The following is a 19,222-nucleotide window of genomic DNA, read 5'->3' as shown; positions in this document are numbered from 1 at the left end:
GTCGATTCTATCCCTCAGCTTTTTATAAGTCTAGATATTTTGTTAAATAGTCAGCCATGCCATCTTCGGTATTTGGTTTACCGGTAACATCATTCGCAACGGATTTTACTTGATCGGTCCCATTAGCCATGGCAACGCCCCAACCAGCGAACTTCAGCATTTCTACATCGTTATGTTCGTCTCCGAAAGCGAGAATATCTTCCTGCTTCATATTCAGATGATCAATGACACGTCGTAACCCATGAGCCTTTTGGATTCCCTTGGCAACAACTTCTAGGATTGGGTTCGGCCCACCCCATGTATTCACTTCAACTTCATGGCCATATTGTTGTTTCAATTCTTCAGAAACACTGCCAACATTTTCAGGCTGGCTGCGCAAAAGAACAGAGGTTGGATTCGTCCGTAATGTATTTACAGTTAAGAGATTTTCATTCGTAGCGAAGTCACTGGCAAAGAAGTGCTGATCAAAGAAATTTAAATCGTCAATAAAAAAGGTTTCACGATTTTCCGCAGCAATGAAATCTAGTTTCAAATTTTTCTTTTCTGCCATCAAATCAAACACGATTTTGCGGTTAAAGGATGTTTCTTGTTCACCGTCCCACTGTTTATCAGGCAAATGGACAAGGGCGCCGTTAAAATTAATCATCGGCGTTGTTAACTGCAATTCTTGATAAAAGTTTTTACTCATGCGGTAAGGGCGTCCAGTCGCGATGACGACAGAGTGACCATCTTGAATCGCACGGCGTAAAGTTCTTGCGGTTTTATCAGTAATTTTTGAGTCTTGATTCAGTGTAGTCCCATCTAAATCAATAGCGATTAATTTTTTCATAAAAACTCCTACTTTCAATTTGTTTTAGTCTAGCACATCCATTAGAAAACGCAACCGTAGCGCTTTAAAAAGATGGAAGTATTAGAAAAAATTCAACTTCTTTGAGAGAGTAGAAAAGTTTTTTTGGTCAGACTCTGCTATAGTAGATACATGAAAATGGCGAGAAAGGGGATTCAATAGAATGAAAATCAATTGGCGAAGAAATCTTTTGATATCGTGGATTGGTTGTTTTTTTACAGGCGCAAGTTTTAGTTTGGTGATGCCCTTTTTGCCGGTGTACATCGAACAGTTGGGAACAGCGAAATCTCAAGTTGAGTTGTTTTCCGGATTAGCAATCTCTGTTACAGCATTCTCGGCAGCCATCGTCTCTCCCTTGTGGGGAAGCTTGGCGGATCGTAAAGGGCGCCGACTCATGATGATTCGGGCTGCAGCGGGAATGACGATAACTATGGGCTCATTAGCTTTTGTGACGAATGTTTATTGGTTGCTAATCATGCGCTTCATGACGGGCGTGTTATCAGGGTATATTCCAAACGCAACAGCACTGATTGCTTCGCAAGTGCCGAAGCAAAAGAGTGGTTGGGCATTAGGGACACTAGCAACTGGAGCTGTGGCGGGAAACTTGATCGGGCCGTTGATCGGTGGAATGCTGGCCCAATGGTTTGGTTTACGAAACGTGTTTATTATCACAGGAATTATTTTGCTGATTTGTACTATTTTGACAGTATTTATGGTAAAAGAAGACTTCCAGCCAGTCGAAAAAGAAGATGTGATCAGTATGGCGGAGTTACGAAAAAGAATTCACTATATGCCAATTTTGATAGGTTTGTTTATAAGTACACTGATTCTGCAAGTCGGAGCAACCAGCATCAGTCCGATTTTAACCTTGTATATCCGTGACTTAAGCGGATCGAGCAGCAACGCATTAGTGGTCAGCGGTTTGATTGTTTCGATTGCTGGTGTTTCAGCGATCGCTTCTTCTCCTACATTGGGCAAAATTGGGGATCGTATTGGCAATCATAAGGTGTTATTGGCGGGATTAGTCCTATCGTTATTTTGTTTCATTCCGATGGCTTTCGTAAGAACGCCCTTTCAACTTGGTGTTTTGCGCTTCTTCCTAGGCTTTTCTACAGGAGCTTTGATGCCGTCAATCAATACGTTAATTAGTAAGATCAGTCCTCCCGAGGGTGTTAGTCGAATTTTCAGCTACAATCAAATGTTCAACAATTTTGGACAGGTCATTGGTCCGATGTTAGGTTCGACTGTTGCTCATGGCTTTGGCTATCCGGCAGTCTTTCTTGTAACAAGTGCCTGTGTTTTTGGAAATATCATTTTGAGTGTGTTCAATTTCCGCAAGCTCTTAGTGACGAAGACGAAGATATAACAACGTTCAAAAGACTGTCCTGCATGGATAGTCTTTTTAGCGGTCGTTTCAAGCTATGAAAAAAACAAAAAACCAGTTACAATATAGTAACTGGCTTTCTTTGTTTTACGCATTTGCTTTTTTAGGTGAAACAAAACGTGCGGCAATAAGTGCGATAACACCAACGATCAGTGATATTATCGTAGATAATTCGAAGTTATAAGATCCACTTTGCAAGGCACCGCCTAGATAACAAACGGCTTGTCCAATAGCGAAAGCCCAAAAAAATGTAACTAGATATTTCATCAAGAGCACCTCTTTTCGCAAGAATTTCTAGGTTCAGTTTAGCATTTTTTTTGAAAATGTAAAGAAAAGTCTTGTGTAACTATATAGAAACAGTTAATGTTCTAAAGCAAGTAAAAGATGTACATAAAAAATAATAAACTTTTTTCTTAGCGAGAAAAATAATTACATTAAAACGAAGTAGGATGTCAGTTCCACTTTTCCCAGCTAACTATGAAATATCAAGTATAGTGGAATGATATACGTGCTGAGGAACAGACTTATTTTTATCGGTGAGAAAAATAATTACATTAAAACGAAGTAGGAGGAGCTCATGAATCTACCACAACTTTATACGAAAACTTCCTATTCATTATTGAAAAGTACCTTAACAATCAACGAGTATGTGCAATCAGCAAAGGCGAGGGGTTATTCCGCGATCGCGATTACTGATGAGAATGTATTATACGGAGCTGTTGAATTCTTTCAGGCATGCCAGAAGCATCAGCTGATGGGAATTATTGGTCTAGAATTGGATTTTTATTCTGAAGAAGCGATTGAAAAAATCTTGTTATATGCAAAAAATGTTGCTGGCTATCAGGAGCTGATGCGTCTTTCTAGTACGCGAATGATGGCAGAAAAACCGCAAACATTAGCTGAATACCAAATTGATGGTGAAAATCTGATAACGGTGTTACCAGTAGACGGATTATATGAACCCTTAGAATCTTTTTTGCCGAAATTGACGCAAATCATCACTGGCGAAACGTATTTGGGCATTTCTCCAGCAACGAAGGTCTCAGATCTACCGGCTTCTTTTCCTAAACTTGCGATTCATGAAGTCGCCTATTTAGATTCAACACAGGCATTTGCGATCAAAGTAATGGGTCACATTCAAAATGGCAGTCAATTGCCGCGAGAAGAATTGACCAATCAGTTGGGAGACAATTATTTAGTAGAGATGGACAAGCTCATTGCGGGATTTGATGATACAGAGGCGGTTATAAATGCTCAAAAACTGGCAGAAGCTTGTCAGTTTGAATTGCCGCTGCATCAAAAGCTTTTGCCCCACTATCCAGTACCGACAGCGCAAACTGCGGAAGCTTATTTGCAGGAGCTGTGTTGGCAGAGGTTGCCAGAGCGAATTGCTAATGTAACGGAGGAGTACCGTCAACGATTGACCCGTGAGTTGGGGATCATCCATAATATGGGGTTTGATGATTATTTCTTAATCGTCTGGGATGTAATGGATTACGTCCATCGCAGTAAAATTGTTTCTGGCGCGGGTCGTGGCTCTGCAGCAGGATCATTGGTGGCTTACGTTTTAAGTATCACGGAGGTTGATCCAATCAAATACAATTTATTATTTGAGCGATTTCTGAATCCTGAACGAAACAGCATGCCCGATATTGATTTGGATATTCCAGACAATCGACGAAATCAAGTTCTGCATTATGTTCATGAAAAGTATGGACATTTTCATGTCTCGCAAATCGCCACATTTGGAACCATGGCGGCGAAAATGGTTCTTAGAGATGTTGGTCGAGTCTTTGGATTGTCCCAAAGTGAAGCGAATCGCTGGTCAAAGGCAATCCCGAATCAATTAAAAATTACGTTGCGGGAAGCGTATGAAAAATCCGAGCCGCTGAAACGACTGGTGGCAAATGATGAACGCAGCAACTTACTTTTTCAGACAGCGTTGAGCTTAGAAGGTTTGCCGCGCCATGTGTCTACCCACGCAGGTGGTGTAGTGATTAGTGATATTAATTTGATAAACGTTGTTCCGTTGCAAAATGGTTCAGAAGATATTCTGCTGACACAATTTACCATGACGGATGTGGAAGCTATCGGCTTGTTAAAAATGGACTTTTTGGGCTTGCGCAATCTTTCGATCATTGACAATGCGCTGCAAAATGTTCGTCGAGTCTATCATGAGGAATTGAATTTAAAAAATGTTGCGTTGGATGACCCGGAAACACTGGCTTTATTCCAGCGAGGAGAAACAAGCGGGGTTTTTCAATTTGAATCGGCTGGTATCCGAAAAGTGTTACGAAATCTTCATCCGACGTCCTTTGAAGACATCGTGGCAGTTAACGCGTTGTATCGTCCAGGCCCTATGCAGATTATCGATCAGTTTATTGCACGAAAAAATGGCAAAGAGCCGGTCTCCTTTCCAGATGCCTCGGTTCAGCAAATATTAGCACCGACTTATGGATTTATTGTTTATCAGGAACAGATCATGCAGGTAGCCGCACAGATGGCAGGTTTTACATTAGGGGAAGCCGATATTCTGCGGCGAGCGGTCAGCAAAAAGAAAAAGGACCTTTTAGATGAAGAAAGGCGGCATTTTGTTAGCGGAGCAGTTGGTCGCGGACACAGTCAAAAGAGTGCAGAAGAAGTCTACGATTATATCGAACGCTTCGCCAATTATGGATTTAACCGATCCCATTCGGTAGCCTATAGTTTTGTTGGGTATCAAATGGCTTATCTAAAGGTCCATTATCCAGGTGCATTTTATACAGCTTTGATGCAATCTGTTCGGAATGATCCGAAAAAGCTACGGGAGTATATCGCTGAGGCTAATCGTGCAGGTGTGAAACTGCTAGCGCCAGATATCAACCGCAGCAGTTATAGCTTTACCTTGGTAGAAAAAGAGCTGATTCGGTTTGGGCTAGATGCAATCAAGGGAATGCGGCGCGACTTTGTTAGTGATATTTTGTCGACCCGTAAAGAAGAAGGTCCCTTCAAGTCTTTGGATCAGTTTCTTCTGAGAATTGAATCACGTTGGCTGAAGATCGATTACATCGCTCCATTGATTTTTATTGGCGCCTTTGATGAGCTTCATCCAAATCGAAGAGAGCTGGCAGATGGATTAGAAGGAAAGATTCAAAACGTAGAATACAGCGGCGGCAGCATGTCATTGCTGGATGTTATGAGTTTGAAGGAACGGCCTTCTGCGGATTATTCATTAGCCGAACGTTTGAATTATGAGGAACAATATCTTGGCTTATATGTCTCAGGACATCCGACCGAAAATTATCCGAAACTACTGAAACAAAAGGATCTTCAGCCAATCACAGAGCTCTCTGTTGGAAGCAATGGAAAAATTCTCTTCTATTTAAAAGATATTCGTGAGATTCGCACAAAAAAAGGGGAACAGATGGCGTTCTTGACGGGAAATGATCAAAGCGGGGAAATTTCGTTAACTGTTTTTCCGCAAACGTATCGTCGATTAAGGAACGAAATCGAATTAGAAAAAGTCTATCTAGTTCAAGGGAAGGTCGAACGTAGCCGTTATGACCAAGCGATTCAGTTATTAGTGGAAGAAATGGTTCCTGCCCAAGTAGCGGAAGATGACATTAGTGACAAAACTCTATTTATACGTGTACAATCCGATCGAGATACAAAAGAAATCCAGCAGGGGATTGCTGAAAGACTTCAATTATCACCAGGAAAAGTGCCAGTGGTGATCTTTTATGAAAAAAGCCGACGGAAGATTGTGCTGGATAAAAAGTTTTGGGTGGGGGTTAATGACACTCTCTTAAATGCTTTAAGTGACATATTAGGGGAACAAAACGTCGTAATAAGATGATTTCTTGTAACTTTCAAAAACTTTTTTCAAAATCTAAGCTTTTCCCGTAGACACCCCAAGACTTTTGGGATGTTTTTTGGTAGAATGTACCATGAATTAAACGATGTATGTTTTTTTGAGAATACTTATGAGGTGAGAAAATGAAACGCATTGGAATTTTAACAAGTGGAGGAGACGCTCCTGGAATGAACGCTGCTGTTCGTGCGGTCGTTCGTAAAGCGATTTTTGAAGGCATGGAAGTTTATGGCATCAATTATGGTTTTGCCGGACTAGTTGCTGGCGATATCCGTCGTTTAGATGTTGCGGATGTTGGTGACAAGATCCAACGAGGCGGAACTTTCCTATATTCAGCACGTTACCCAGAATTTGCTACTGAAGAAGGGCAATTAAAAGGGATCGAACAATTGAAAAAATTCGGCATCGAAGGGTTAGTTGTTATCGGTGGTGACGGTTCATATCATGGTGCGATGGCCTTGACAAAACATGGCTACCCAGCTGTTGGTATCCCAGGAACGATCGACAATGATATTCCAGGAACAGACTTTACTGTCGGCTTTGATACGGCAATCAATACGGTATTAGAATCCGTTGACCGTATTCGTGATACTGCAACTTCACACGTACGTACTTTTGTCATCGAAGTGATGGGACGTAACGCTGGCGACATCGCTCTATGGTCTGGTGTTGCAGGTGGAGCAGACGAAATCGTCATTCCTGAACACGATTTTGATATGGAACGTATCGCTAAAAAGATCCAAGCTGGCCGCGATCGCGGGAAGAAACATTGCTTGATCATCTTAGCTGAAGGTGTAATGGGCGGAAATGAATTTGCTGATAAACTAGCTGAATATGGCGACTTCCATACACGTGTCAGTGTATTAGGCCACGTAGTTCGTGGTGGTTCACCAAGCGCTCGCGACCGTGTATTAGCCAGCAAATTTGGTTCATATGCTGTTGATTTATTGCTAGAAGGCAAAGGCGGATTGTGTATTGGTATTGAAGACAACAGCATTGTTGCATCAGATATCGTTGATACATTGGAAAATAACAAACACAAACCAGATTTATCATTATACAATCTGAACAACGAAATCTCATTTTAATCTCGTTAATAATAGTTAAAAGACTATATATTATAAACAATCAAGAATGGAGCGTATTACGTAATGAAAAAAACGAAGATCGTTAGTACATTAGGACCAGCAAGTAACACGGTTGAAACAATTTCTCAATTAATTGAAGCTGGTGCTAACGTGTTCCGTTTCAACTTCTCACACGGAGACCACGAAGAACAACTTGCACGTATGAACATGGTTCGTGAAGCAGTAGAAAAAACTGGTAAAGATGTCGGTATTCTTTTAGATACTAAAGGTGCTGAAATCCGTACAACTGTTCAAGATACTACAGACGCAGATTACGGCCGCGCTGGCTATATCGAATTCAACGTAGGCGATGAAACTCGTATCTCAATGGACCCAGAACATAAAGGGACAAAAGAAAAAATCGCTGTTACTTACCCAGGGTTGTACGACGACGCGCACATCGGTGGACACATCTTATTCGATGATGGCTTGATCGACATGGAAATCATTGGCAAAGACGAAGCAAATCGTGAATTAGTTATGCTTGTTAAAAATGCAGGTATGCTAGGTTCTCGTAAAGGTGTAAATGCTCCTGGTATCTCAATCAACTTACCTGGTATCACAGAAAAAGACGCAGACGATATCCGTTTTGGTTTAGATAACGATATCAACTTTATCGCTGCAAGTTTTGTACGTAAAGCACAAGACGTTCTTGATATTCGTGAAATCCTTGAAGAAAAAAATATGACACACGTTCATATTTTCCCTAAAATCGAATCACAAGAAGGAATCGATAACATCGATGAAATCATCAAAGTTTCTGATGGTATCATGATTGCCCGTGGAGATATGGGTGTTGAAATCGCTCCTGAATTGGTACCTATGGTTCAAAAACGTATCATCAAAAAATGTAACTATGCGGGCAAACCAGTTATTACAGCAACACAAATGTTAGAATCAATGCAAGAAAACCCACGTCCAACACGTGCGGAAGCATCTGACGTTGCCAATGCTGTATTTGATGGAACAGACGCTACAATGCTTTCTGGTGAATCTGCAAATGGTAAATACCCAGTTGAAGCTGTTGGTACAATGGCTCGTATCGATATGGAAGCTGAATCTGCTTTGTCAGAATTAGGTTCTTTCCAAATCAACGAATTTGATAAATCTAACGTAACTGAAACAATTGGTTTGTCTGTGGCTCGCGCTGCGAAAAACTTAGGCGTTAAAACAATTGTTGCAGCGACTGAATCAGGCCATACGGCTCGTATGATCTCTAAATATCGTCCAGATGCTGATATCTTGGCTGTGACATTTGATGAACATACTAAACGTAGCTTGATGGTTAACTGGGGTGTGTTCCCAACGGTTGCTGAAAAACCAACAACAACCGATGAAATGTTCGACTTAGCTGCACAAAAAGCAGTAGACTTAGGCTTCGCTTCTGAAGGCGACTTGATTCTTATTACTGCTGGTGTACCAGTTGGTGAACGTGGAACAACAAACGTTATGAAAGTTCAAATGATCGGTTCTAAATTATTACAAGCTCAAGGTATCGGTGAATCAACAGTCGTTGCTCACGCAGTGGTTGCGAAGTCTGCTGAAGAAGCAATCAAGAAAGCAAAAGACGGCATGGTTCTTGTTGTACCTACAACAGATAAAGACTATATGCCAGCAATCGAAAAAGCAGCTGCTTTGATCGTTGAAGATGGCGGTTTGACTTCACATGCTGCAGTTGTAGGTATCGCTCAAGACATTCCTGTAGTTGTTGGTGCAAGCACGGCAACTTCAACGGTTGTTGATGGTGAACTAGTTACAGTTGACCCTCGTCGCGGTATCGTATATCGTGGACAAACAACAGCAATCTAACATTCGATTGAAAAGTTACCTGTAGAAATAGGGACTGCGACAGTATCTGTCACAGTCCTTTTCTATGAGAAGTACGGAAGATTAAACGATGTCAATATTTTCCATGATACCCGTCTGCTCAGCTAGCTCAGTAATAGGCCAATAATTTTCTACGCATACCATTTTGTTAATTCCGCTAGAGCGTAAAGAAAAGCTGACCAAGCTCGTAAAGCTTTTAAGTTGTCTGGCTTACCGAACTAGATTTTTCAGCAATAAGCGAAACTATTTTGAAATTTGAAAAGCAATTTAAAAATAGTTTAGTCTTATTGTTCTAAATCTGACCGAGTTCGTAAAGCCTTTCGAGGTGTCAAGAAAATTTCATTGACAAAGGTTTTTTCCACCTGTATAATATCGATTGTTGCTTAGAGGTGATGAATGATGAAATGGTCGATTGGCGAATTGCGCCGCTACAAAGAAGAAGCACTAAATTTTTCAGAAACGATCGATGTGAATGAGGCATTAACAGCCCGGGACAATGAAATCCTGGCAGTTACTCCGGTTACTGTAGAAGGAATCTTATCTGTCGGAAAAAATGAATATATTTTACATTATCGTTTGAAAACTATTGTAACTGTTCCTTCAGCCCGCTCCTTGGAACCAGTTGATCTACCACTTGATCTTTCAGTGGATGAAGTCTTCATGACACGGGAGCAATGGTCTTCAATGGAAGAAGAACGAGACGAAGAGATCCTTGTCTTAGACAATGATACGATCGACTTGACGGATTCTATCGAAGATAACATTTTATTAGCGATTCCGATGCAGGTCTTTTCTGAAGAAGAATTGCAAGCGACAGATTTACCCAAGGGCAATGATTGGGAAGTCGTGAGCGAAGAAGATTACCTGCAGAAAAAAGAATCCGCTGAAACAATTGATCCTCGTCTTGCAAAATTATCTGAACTATTCAATGAATCGGAAGATGACAAGTAAGATTGGAATAAAATGTATCAGTAAATGATACTTCATTTTATAAGGAGGTGTAACACCCAATGGCAGTACCAGCTAGAAAAACATCAAAAGCTAAAAAGAACAAACGTCGTACTCACTACAAATTGACCATTAAAGGATTGAACGAATGTCCTAACTGTGGCGAAATGAAGAAGAGCCATCACGTATGTGCCAACTGCGGCTACTATGATGGAAAAGATGTTATGTCTAAAGAAGCATAAGCACTTTTTAATGGAGAAGATCAAAACCTCAAGACTAACCATGGAGTCTTGAGGTTTTTCTTTTTGTGATGAACAGTACTTTACCGAGCGATTCCTGCTTAGTAAAGTACTGTTTTTTTATTATCCACTAGAAATTAAGAGAGAATCAAATATATACAAGCAAAATAGTTGTCTATTAACATTAAATGCACTAATCTTAGGTAAAAAATTGTGGAGAGAAAAAATGGAAAACCATTTAACTCGTCTGAAGCTGTACTTCTTTTATTTCGTCATAATAATCGGTTATCTGATTCTGCCTAGTATCGCTTCAGCTATTACTGGCTTCTCAAGTAGTGCTGTTGTCACTGCTTTTTCTCAGGTAGTGTTCATCGTACTTTCTTTTATGATGATAAACAGATATCGCCTTAATAAGTTCTGGTATTTTGAAAAGTTGAGTGGAGCAAAAATGCCTCCTCTTTTATTGCTGCTCCCAGCAATTTTTCCTATTGCGGCAGATCTGTTGTTCATGAGAGTCGGCGACTTTTCTTTTCAGAAACTCGGAATTAGTCTGATTACTTCATCCCTTACTGGTACCACCGAAGAATTCGTTTTTAGAGGTGTTCTCTTAAGTGGATTCCTACTTGCTTATCAATCAAAGGGCATCTGGAAGCCTGTAATGATCTCTAGTTTTTTATTTGGCGCTGTGCACTTTCTTAATTTACTTTCTACTACACAAGTATCGCCTAAGTTGGTGATACTCCAAGTTGTCTACGCGACTTTTCTTGGTGTTTTCCTAGCCAGCCAGTTCTTAGTCAGTAAAAATTTACTTCTACCTATAGTGACACATACGTTAATTGATCTTTTCAGCTTTGTGGAACATCCGCTGAATGGAACGCAGACCGTCGTCTTTTTGCTTCTATATGGAATAGTACCTTTAATCTTTGGCGTCTATTTTCTAATGAGAGGAAAGAGCAGATAATTTCTACTTACACATGTTATAGCATAAAATTTAATCAGAGAGGATGAGAGAGATGGATGCTACAAAAAAATGGACATGGAAAGATACAGTGGTTTTATTCATACTGCCAGTCGAACTGACAGTTGGTGCGTTACTGAATGTCCTAGGGCTGACTAAAAATCAATTACTGGCGACGGTCTTGGTTTTCTTGATTTTCTTTACGGGCTTTCTTACAGCCGTGATTCTAAAGCGAGATTTGTTAGCTGAAGACTTTAGAAAATACAAGCAACATTTCTTTAAAAACTTTGGGCTAAGTATTCTTGGTGCAATTATATTTGGAGGAATTATTTTAGGAGGAAGAGGTCTTTTTCAGACAAATCAAGCCTTTTCTCAAATAGACTTTACAGCTTCTGCGAGCCTTTCGACGGTTGTGCCTATAGCAATTTCTGGAATCATTCCTTTAATGGCTCCTTTTGTAGAAGAGACAGTTTTTCGTTATGAATTGTTTTATCGTTGGAAAGACACGAAATGGGTGAAGATAGCTATGCTTATTGTCTCGTCAGTGCTATTTGGCCTGGCTCACTACAATAACTACTCGAGTGTGCCTATTTTAATGTTACCTATGATGCTTGCAGGTGCGGCCCTAGCTGGTTTGTACTATTGGAGGGGGAATATCTGGATCAGTCTCTTTGCCCACTTTATCTACAACGCGGCCTTTTCATTTTTCCCAACGATTCTTGTCATCTTTATTCAATTGGCTGGTGGAAAGTAGAGTAAAATCATATGGTGAAAAATAGACATTTTCGAATGTCTATTTTTTTAAAACTAAGCGAGCAAAGCCCATATCGAAGAATAAAAAGTCTTTGAAATTGTAAAAACTTTAAGGTATATTGAACAAGGCTCAATTTTGAGATTTGGCTTATCTTGGATGAAATTCAGCCAGTGTGCCTAATAAGTTTCTCAAATAGGTCATTTCGAAGATAAATGATGGCTCAATTTGAACGTTTTGCGGTTTTTTTTATAGAAAACACAATTCATTTTCCATTCTCACTTTCTTAGGATATAATGAGAATCGTATTGAGCAATTCGGATAACAGATCTACTAAATGATTAAACAAAATCAGTAGATTGTTGTACGTGGTGAAAGTCCACCTTATTTCTCACTTGAGAGAATAAGTACATTAACACGAAGTAGGAGGATAAATATGTCAAAACAACAATTCGGTGTCGTAGGTATGGCCGTCATGGGGAAAAATCTAGCGTTGAATATTGAAAGCCGCGGCTATTCAGTGGCTTTATATAATCGGACTGGATCAAAAACGGAAGCGGTAGTAGCAGAACACCCTGATCGTAATCTAAAAGCAACATTTTCAATCGAGGAGTTTGTCGATTCAATTGAAGTTCCTCGTCGCATTATGTTGATGGTACAAGCGGGACCGGCAACGGACGCAACGATCCAACAACTACTACCACATTTAGATAAAGGCGACATTTTAATTGATGGAGGAAATACCTTCTTTAAAGATACGATTCGCCGTAATGAAGAATTAGCCAACTCAGGCATCAACTTCATTGGTACTGGTGTTTCTGGTGGTGAAAAGGGTGCGTTAGAAGGTCCATCTATGATGCCAGGCGGACAAAAAGAAGCCTATGATTTAGTGGCTCCTATTTTTGAACAAATCGCTGCAAAAGCCGAAGATGGCGAACCGTGTGTCACTTACATCGGAGCCAACGGTGCAGGACACTATGTAAAAATGGTTCATAACGGGATCGAATACGGGGACATGCAATTGATCGCTGAATCGTATGATTTAATGCAGCATTTGCTAGGCCTTTCCGTTGAAGAAATGGCTGAAGTGTTCTCAGAATGGAACGAAGGCGAACTAGATAGTTATTTGATCGAGATTACAGCAGACATCTTGACTCGTAAAGACGACGAAGGCACGGATAAAGCGATTGTTGATGTGATCAAAGATGCAGCTGGAAATAAGGGAACAGGTAAATGGACATCACAAAGTGCTTTAGACTTGGGTGTTCCACTACCATTGATCACTGAATCAGTGTTTGCTCGCTTCATTTCTGCCTATAAAGAAGAACGCGTGGCAGCTAGCAAAGTTCTATCTGGTCCAGCTCCTTACAAGTATGAAGGCGACAAAAAAGAACTGATCGAAAAAATCCGTGAAGCTCTTTATTTCAGTAAAATCATGAGCTATGCACAAGGGTTCTCTGAATTACGTGCAGCTTCAAAAGAATTTGGTTGGGACTTGCCATTTGGTGATATCGCAAAAATTTGGCGTGCCGGTTGTATCATTCGCGCTCGCTTCTTACAAAAAATTACGGATGCCTATGAAAAGGATGCTGACTTGGCAAACTTAATGTTAGATGATTACTTTAAAGAAATCACTGACAAGTACCAACAAGCAGTTCGTGAAGTTGTTGCTATCGCTGTACAAGTAGGCGTCCCTGTGCCAACATTCTCATCTGCGATCACTTATTACGATTCTTACCGTGCTGAACGGTTACCAGCAAACTTGATCCAAGCACAACGTGATTACTTCGGCGCTCATACGTACGAACGGACAGACAAAGAAGGAATCTATCACTATAGCTGGTACCACGAAGAATAGCAGAGGTTATTTATAACAATACTTGTAACTAACTATAGCTTTTTGACAGGTTTAGCCCTATAATGATAGAGGTTTAATGAAATTCAACTTGGAAAGGAACTAAAAAAATGAGTAATATTCTGATCATTGAAGATGAGAAAAATCTAGCTCGTTTTGTCGAACTAGAATTGAAGCACGAAGGCTATGATACAGAAGTTCATTATAATGGTAGAACAGGACTTGAAGCCGCTTTGGAAAGTGACTGGGATGCAATCTTACTTGATTTAATGCTTCCCGAGTTAAATGGCTTGGAAGTTTGTCGTCGTGTTCGTCAAGTGAAAAATACGCCGATCATCATGATGACTGCTCGCGATTCAGTGATTGACCGCGTTTCAGGCTTAGATCATGGTGCGGATGACTACATCGTCAAACCATTCGCCATCGAAGAATTATTGGCACGTCTACGTGCATTACTCCGTCGCATCGATATCGAAGGAGATAAGAACGTTGCGAAACAAACAACGATTACTTATCGTGATTTAACGATCGAAAAAGAAAATCGTGTGGTTCGTCGCGGCAATGAAATTATCGAGTTGACAAAACGTGAATACGAATTACTATTAACGCTAATGGAAAATGTGAACGTCGTTCTAGCTCGTGATGTCCTACTTAATAAAGTTTGGGGATACGAAACAGAAGTAGAAACGAACGTTGTTGACGTGTATATCCGTTACCTGCGTAATAAAATCGATGTACCAGGCGAAGACAGCTATATTCAAACCGTTCGCGGTACTGGGTACGTTATGCGCTCATGAGAAAATTTATCAAGAAACAAAGAGAACTGAAAGGGCCCTCACTCACTATCAAGTGGGCCTTTACAAGTTCTTTCTTTATATTCGTTGTATTTACGATCTTTGCCGTAATCACGTATAAATCCTCTGTCAACTTAATTGTTACAAAGGAAAGAAACAACGTTGAACGTACAATTTCTGAAGTGACCTCTCGCTTAGCGAATGCCAATGAAGAGTTAACACTGGTGAATACCTATCGAACATTGACGGAAACAGATACTCAAGATAACGCTATGTATGATCAAAACATGACGTTAGAAGGAAATATGATGCGTATTGATGACTTCATTTCGGAGTTAGGACAGCGTCAGCTTTCGCTTGATATTTACAATTTAGATAAAAAATTAATTTTCAAAACGCAAAAGACCTACCAACCCTTAGTTCAAACCAAGCATAAAGCACCGACTATTGTGACAGTCGATGAAAAAAACGGGTTTCTATCGGTTGAGCCGATATACTCAAAAAAAACGAGAGAAAAAATTGGCTACGCTCAAGTCTTTTATGAATTGTCGGATTTCTACGAGATGCGCAGCAAGCTATTGTTAACGCTGATCGTGTTAGAGATCGTTTCATTGTTGCTGAGCAGTTTCTTAGGTTTCTTACTGTCCTCATACTTCTTGAAGCCTGTGAAGATTTTACGGGATACGATGGAGATTATTCGGCAAGACCCTCAAGCAGAGGTCCATGTTCCGGATATTACGACCAATGATGAATTGGCCGACCTTGCAGTGATATTTAACGATGTGATCGACCGTATTCGAATGTATATCGAACAGCAAGAGCAATTTGTTGAGGATGTCTCTCACGAATTGAGAACACCTGTCGCAGTGATTGAAGGCCATTTGAACATGTTGAACCGCTGGGGGAAAGATGACCCAGAAATACTGGATGAGTCTATTCAAGCTAGCCTACAAGAACTTGTTCGGATGAAGAGTCTCGTTCAGGAGATGCTGGATCTTTCTCGTGCAGAGCAAGTTGATGTGTATTATGGAAATGAGACGTCAAAGGCAAAAGAAGTCACCTATCAAGTATTCAACAACTTTAAATTACTTTACCCTGAGTTCACCTTTACATTGGATGACGATTTAGATGGGGAAAAAATGCTGAAAATCTACCGTAATCACCTAGAGCAGATTTTGATTATTATCTTAGACAATGCCGTGAAATATTCTACGGATCGGAAAGAAGTGCATATTTCTGTCTCCTCTACACTGAATAAGTTTGAGATAGCAATTCAGGACTTCGGTGAAGGGATACCAGATGAAGACATTGCAAAAGTCTTTAATCGTTTCTATCGAGTAGATAAAGCTCGTGCACGCACAAAAGGTGGAAATGGGTTAGGATTATCAATTGCGCATAAACTTTTGGAAAGCTATAAGGGAAGTATCAGCGTCGAAAGCTCTGTTGGCAAAGGGACAATTTTTAGAATTTTTATTCCTATGGTAGAAGAAAAAACAGCCGAGTAAAACTCGGCTGTTTTTTTATGCGAAAGTTTAAAAAGTTTTATACTCAAGATAGCGTTATTTTTGTTTTAAAATCGAACGTTATTTTGGAGTTTCAAATGATCGTTCGAAAAATAAAAAAGATTAAAAAAAAGTGTAAAAAATAGTTGCATTACTGCTTGAAGATTGCTATATTATTAAATGTTCCCAAGAGAGAAAAACATCTTGAAAAAAATTAAAAATAATTGTTGACGGATGAAAAATCTTGTGGTATTTTTATAAAGTCGCTTGAAGGAAACACGAAGCAAACTTGTTTTTTTATCAAAAAGTTTTTAAATAAAAGTTGTTGACTTTTAAATGGAAACCTGATATGATATAAAAGTTGCTGAAACAAAGCGACAAACAATGTAGACCTTTGAAAACTGAACGAATAAAACAAACCAAATGTGTAGGGCGTTTCTTTTAATAGAAACAAACAACATAGCAAGCAATATGCTAGCAAGTCAATTTTTACAATTGAGCTGATCAGTCGTAAGACTGTTTCAAACACTTTTTATGAGAGTTTGATCCTGGCTCAGGACGAACGCTGGCGGCGTGCCTAATACATGCAAGTCGAACGCTTTTTCTTTCACCGGAGCTTGCTCCACCGAAAGAAAAGGAGTGGCGAACGGGTGAGTAACACGTGGGTAACCTGCCCATCAGAAGGGGATAACACTTGGAAACAGGTGCTAATACCGTATAACAATAGAAACTGCATGGTTTCTATTTGAAAGGCGCTTTTGCGTCACTGATGGATGGACCCGCGGTGCATTAGCTAGTTGGTGAGGTAACGGCTCACCAAGGCAACGATGCATAGCCGACCTGAGAGGGTGATCGGCCACATTGGGACTGAGACACGGCCCAAACTCCTACGGGAGGCAGCAGTAGGGAATCTTCGGCAATGGACGAAAGTCTGACCGAGCAACGCCGCGTGAGTGAAGAAGGTTTTCGGATCGTAAAACTCTGTTGTTAGAGAAGAACAAGGATGAGAGTAGAATGTTCATCCCTTGACGGTATCTAACCAGAAAGCCACGGCTAACTACGTGCCAGCAGCCGCGGTAATACGTAGGTGGCAAGCGTTGTCCGGATTTATTGGGCGTAAAGCGAGCGCAGGCGGTTTCTTAAGTCTGATGTGAAAGCCCCCGGCTCAACCGGGGAGGGTCATTGGAAACTGGGAAACTTGAGTGCAGAAGAGGAGAGTGGAATTCCATGTGTAGCGGTGAAATGCGTAGATATATGGAGGAACACCAGTGGCGAAGGCGGCTCTCTGGTCTGTAACTGACGCTGAGGCTCGAAAGCGTGGGGAGCAAACAGGATTAGATACCCTGGTAGTCCACGCCGTAAACGATGAGTGCTAAGTGTTGGAGGGTTTCCGCCCTTCAGTGCTGCAGCTAACGCATTAAGCACTCCGCCTGGGGAGTACGACCGCAAGGTTGAAACTCAAAGGAATTGACGGGGGCCCGCACAAGCGGTGGAGCATGTGGTTTAATTCGAAGCAACGCGAAGAACCTTACCAGGTCTTGACATCCTTTGACCACTCTAGAGATAGAGCTTCCCCTTCGGGGGCAAAGTGACAGGTGGTGCATGGTTGTCGTCAGCTCGTGTCGTGAGATGTTGGGTTAAGTCCCGCAACGAGCGCAACCCTTATTGTTAGTTGCCATCATTTAGTTGGGCACTCTAGCGAGACTGCCGGTGACAAACCGGAGGAAGGTGGGGATGACGTCAAATCATCATGCCCCTTATGACCTGGGCTACACACGTGCTACAATGGGAAGTACAACGAGTCGCGAAGTCGCGAGGCTAAGCTAATCTCTTAAAGCTTCTCTCAGTTCGGATTGTAGGCTGCAACTCGCCTACATGAAGCCGGAATCGCTAGTAATCGCGGATCAGCACGCCGCGGTGAATACGTTCCCGGGCCTTGTACACACCGCCCGTCACACCACGAGAGTTTGTAACACCCGAAGTCGGTGAGGTAACCTTTTGGAGCCAGCCGCCTAAGGTGGGATAGATGATTGGGGTGAAGTCGTAACAAGGTAGCCGTATCGGAAGGTGCGGCTGGATCACCTCCTTTCTAAGGAATATTACGGAAACTACACAGGTTGCTTTATTCGTTCAGTTTTGAGAGGTCTACTCTCAAATCGTTCATTGAAAACTGGATACAGAAACAATAATTTAAACAAACCGAGAACACCGCGTTGAATGAGTTTTTTAAATAAGTTCAATTGCTTATTTTTTCTGATTGGGAAGTCTATCGCTAGATGGAACAATCAACCCCCTAACGCAAGTTAGGATAAGGTTAAGTGAATAAGGGCGCACGGTGGATGCCTTGGCACTAGGAGCCGATGAAGGACGGGACTAACACCGATATGCTTCGGGGAGCTGTAAGTAAGCTTTGATCCGGAGATTTCCGAATGGGGGAACCCAGCATCTTTTATAGGATGTTACTTTTCAGTGAATACATAGCTGATTAGAGGTAGACGCAGAGAACTGAAACATCTAAGTACCTGCAGGAAGAGAAAGAAAAATCGATTCCCTGAGTAGCGGCGAGCGAAACGGGAAAAGCCCAAACCAAGAGGCTTGCCTCTTGGGGTTGTAGGACTCCGATATGGTAGTCCAGTGAGATAGTCGAAGGACCTGGAAAGGTCTGCTAGAAAGGGTAAAAGCCCCGTAGACAAAATTTGACTGGCACCTAGGAGGATCCTGAGTACGGCGGAACACGAGGAATTCCGTCGGAATCCGGGAGGACCATCTCCCAAGGCTAAATACTCCCTAGTGACCGATAGTGAACCAGTACCGTGAGGGAAAGGTGAAAAGCACCCCGGAAGGGGAGTGAAATAGATCCTGAAACCGTGTGCCTACAACAAGTTAGAGCCCGTTAATGGGTGATAGCGTGCCTTTTGTAGAATGAACCGGCGAGTTACGATTACTTGCGAGGTTAAGTTGAAAAGACGGAGCCGCAGCGAAAGCGAGTCTGAATAGGGCGAATGAGTAAGTGGTCGTAGACCCGAAACCATGTGATCTACCCATGTCCAGGTTGAAGGTGCGGTAAAACGCACTGGAGGACCGAACCCACGTACGTTGAAAAGTGCGGGGATGAGGTGTGGGTAGCGGAGAAATTCCAA

At 41.4% G+C, this 19,222-nt stretch carries 13 protein-coding genes and 2 rRNA genes (1 of these 15 running past the window's edge); 13 read left to right on the top strand and 2 right to left on the bottom strand.

Features of this window, described 5'->3' with window-relative positions; translation table 11 throughout:
• Positions 1–22: 22 nt before the first annotated feature.
• The gene (locus IGI50_RS09240) at positions 23–829 is read right to left on the bottom strand and encodes a Cof-type HAD-IIB family hydrolase (RefSeq protein ID WP_311855218.1); all 807 of its coding nucleotides are present in this window, start codon (positions 827–829) and stop codon (positions 23–25) included.
• Positions 830–1,010: 181 nt separating this feature from the next.
• Between IGI50_RS09240 and IGI50_RS09235 the strand changes: the two genes are divergently transcribed.
• Complete coding sequence (locus IGI50_RS09235; protein ID WP_218255749.1) at positions 1,011–2,213, top strand: multidrug efflux MFS transporter; 1,203 nt, start codon at positions 1,011–1,013, stop codon at positions 2,211–2,213.
• Positions 2,214–2,318: 105 nt separating this feature from the next.
• On the opposite strand, the gene IGI50_RS09230 is transcribed toward IGI50_RS09235, so the two are convergent.
• The gene (locus IGI50_RS09230) at positions 2,319–2,498 is read right to left on the bottom strand and encodes a YjzD family protein (protein WP_010746301.1); all 180 of its coding nucleotides are present in this window, start codon (positions 2,496–2,498) and stop codon (positions 2,319–2,321) included.
• 310 nt (positions 2,499–2,808) lie between these two features.
• Here IGI50_RS09230 and IGI50_RS09225 point away from each other — a divergent pair, with 310 nt between their 5' ends.
• The 12 genes from IGI50_RS09225 to IGI50_RS09170 all read left to right on the top strand — a co-directional run.
• Positions 2,809–6,066, top strand: a complete 3,258-nt coding sequence (locus IGI50_RS09225; protein WP_438776785.1) for a DNA polymerase III subunit alpha — start codon at positions 2,809–2,811, stop codon at positions 6,064–6,066.
• A 140-nt stretch (positions 6,067–6,206) separates the two neighbouring features.
• Entirely contained in the window at positions 6,207–7,169 is a 963-nt protein-coding gene (gene pfkA, locus IGI50_RS09220; protein ID WP_010746303.1) for a 6-phosphofructokinase, read from the top strand.
• A gap of 63 nt (positions 7,170–7,232) precedes the next feature.
• Positions 7,233–9,017, top strand: a complete 1,785-nt coding sequence (gene pyk / locus IGI50_RS09215) for a pyruvate kinase (RefSeq protein ID WP_218255746.1) — start codon at positions 7,233–7,235, stop codon at positions 9,015–9,017.
• Between the two features lie 417 nt (positions 9,018–9,434).
• Positions 9,435–9,986 (top strand): YceD family protein, encoded by a 552-nt coding sequence (locus IGI50_RS09210; RefSeq protein ID WP_438777583.1) that lies wholly within the window; start codon positions 9,435–9,437, stop codon positions 9,984–9,986.
• A 59-nt stretch (positions 9,987–10,045) separates the two neighbouring features.
• Positions 10,046–10,225 (top strand): 50S ribosomal protein L32, encoded by a 180-nt coding sequence (gene rpmF, locus IGI50_RS09205; protein WP_010740070.1) that lies wholly within the window; start codon positions 10,046–10,048, stop codon positions 10,223–10,225.
• Positions 10,226–10,448: 223 nt separating this feature from the next.
• Positions 10,449–11,183: a lysostaphin resistance A-like protein gene (locus tag IGI50_RS09200; RefSeq protein WP_438776784.1), complete on the top strand. Its 735-nt coding sequence runs from the start codon at positions 10,449–10,451 to the stop codon at positions 11,181–11,183.
• A 52-nt stretch (positions 11,184–11,235) separates the two neighbouring features.
• Positions 11,236–11,934 carry a CPBP family intramembrane glutamic endopeptidase gene (locus tag IGI50_RS09195; protein ID WP_438776783.1) on the top strand — a complete coding sequence of 233 codons (699 nt, stop codon included), beginning with the start codon at positions 11,236–11,238 and terminating at the stop codon, positions 11,932–11,934.
• A gap of 433 nt (positions 11,935–12,367) precedes the next feature.
• Positions 12,368–13,789, top strand: coding sequence for an NADP-dependent phosphogluconate dehydrogenase (gndA, locus tag IGI50_RS09190; protein ID WP_438776782.1), 1,422 nt, complete (start codon positions 12,368–12,370; stop codon positions 13,787–13,789).
• A gap of 107 nt (positions 13,790–13,896) precedes the next feature.
• Positions 13,897–14,583: a response regulator transcription factor gene (locus IGI50_RS09185; protein WP_010740068.1), complete on the top strand. Its 687-nt coding sequence runs from the start codon at positions 13,897–13,899 to the stop codon at positions 14,581–14,583.
• Positions 14,580–16,085, top strand: a complete 1,506-nt coding sequence (locus IGI50_RS09180; protein ID WP_010746309.1) for a HAMP domain-containing sensor histidine kinase — start codon at positions 14,580–14,582, stop codon at positions 16,083–16,085. The genes IGI50_RS09185 and IGI50_RS09180 overlap by 4 nt, the downstream gene beginning before the upstream one ends.
• A gap of 527 nt (positions 16,086–16,612) precedes the next feature.
• Positions 16,613–18,171, top strand: a 16S ribosomal RNA gene (locus tag IGI50_RS09175).
• Positions 18,172–18,394: 223 nt separating this feature from the next.
• Positions 18,395–19,222, top strand: a 23S ribosomal RNA gene (locus IGI50_RS09170); it runs 2,085 nt beyond the window's last position.
• The 16S and 23S rRNA genes sit together here, the layout of an rRNA operon.

The sequence above is a fragment of the Enterococcus sp. DIV0170 genome (assembly GCF_051710765.1).
GTDB classification, from domain to species: Bacteria; Bacillota; Bacilli; order Lactobacillales; family Enterococcaceae; genus Enterococcus_A; species Enterococcus_A raffinosus.
Note: the sequence above shows the minus strand (reverse complement) of the source record. Positions and strands in the feature narration are given on the sequence as shown.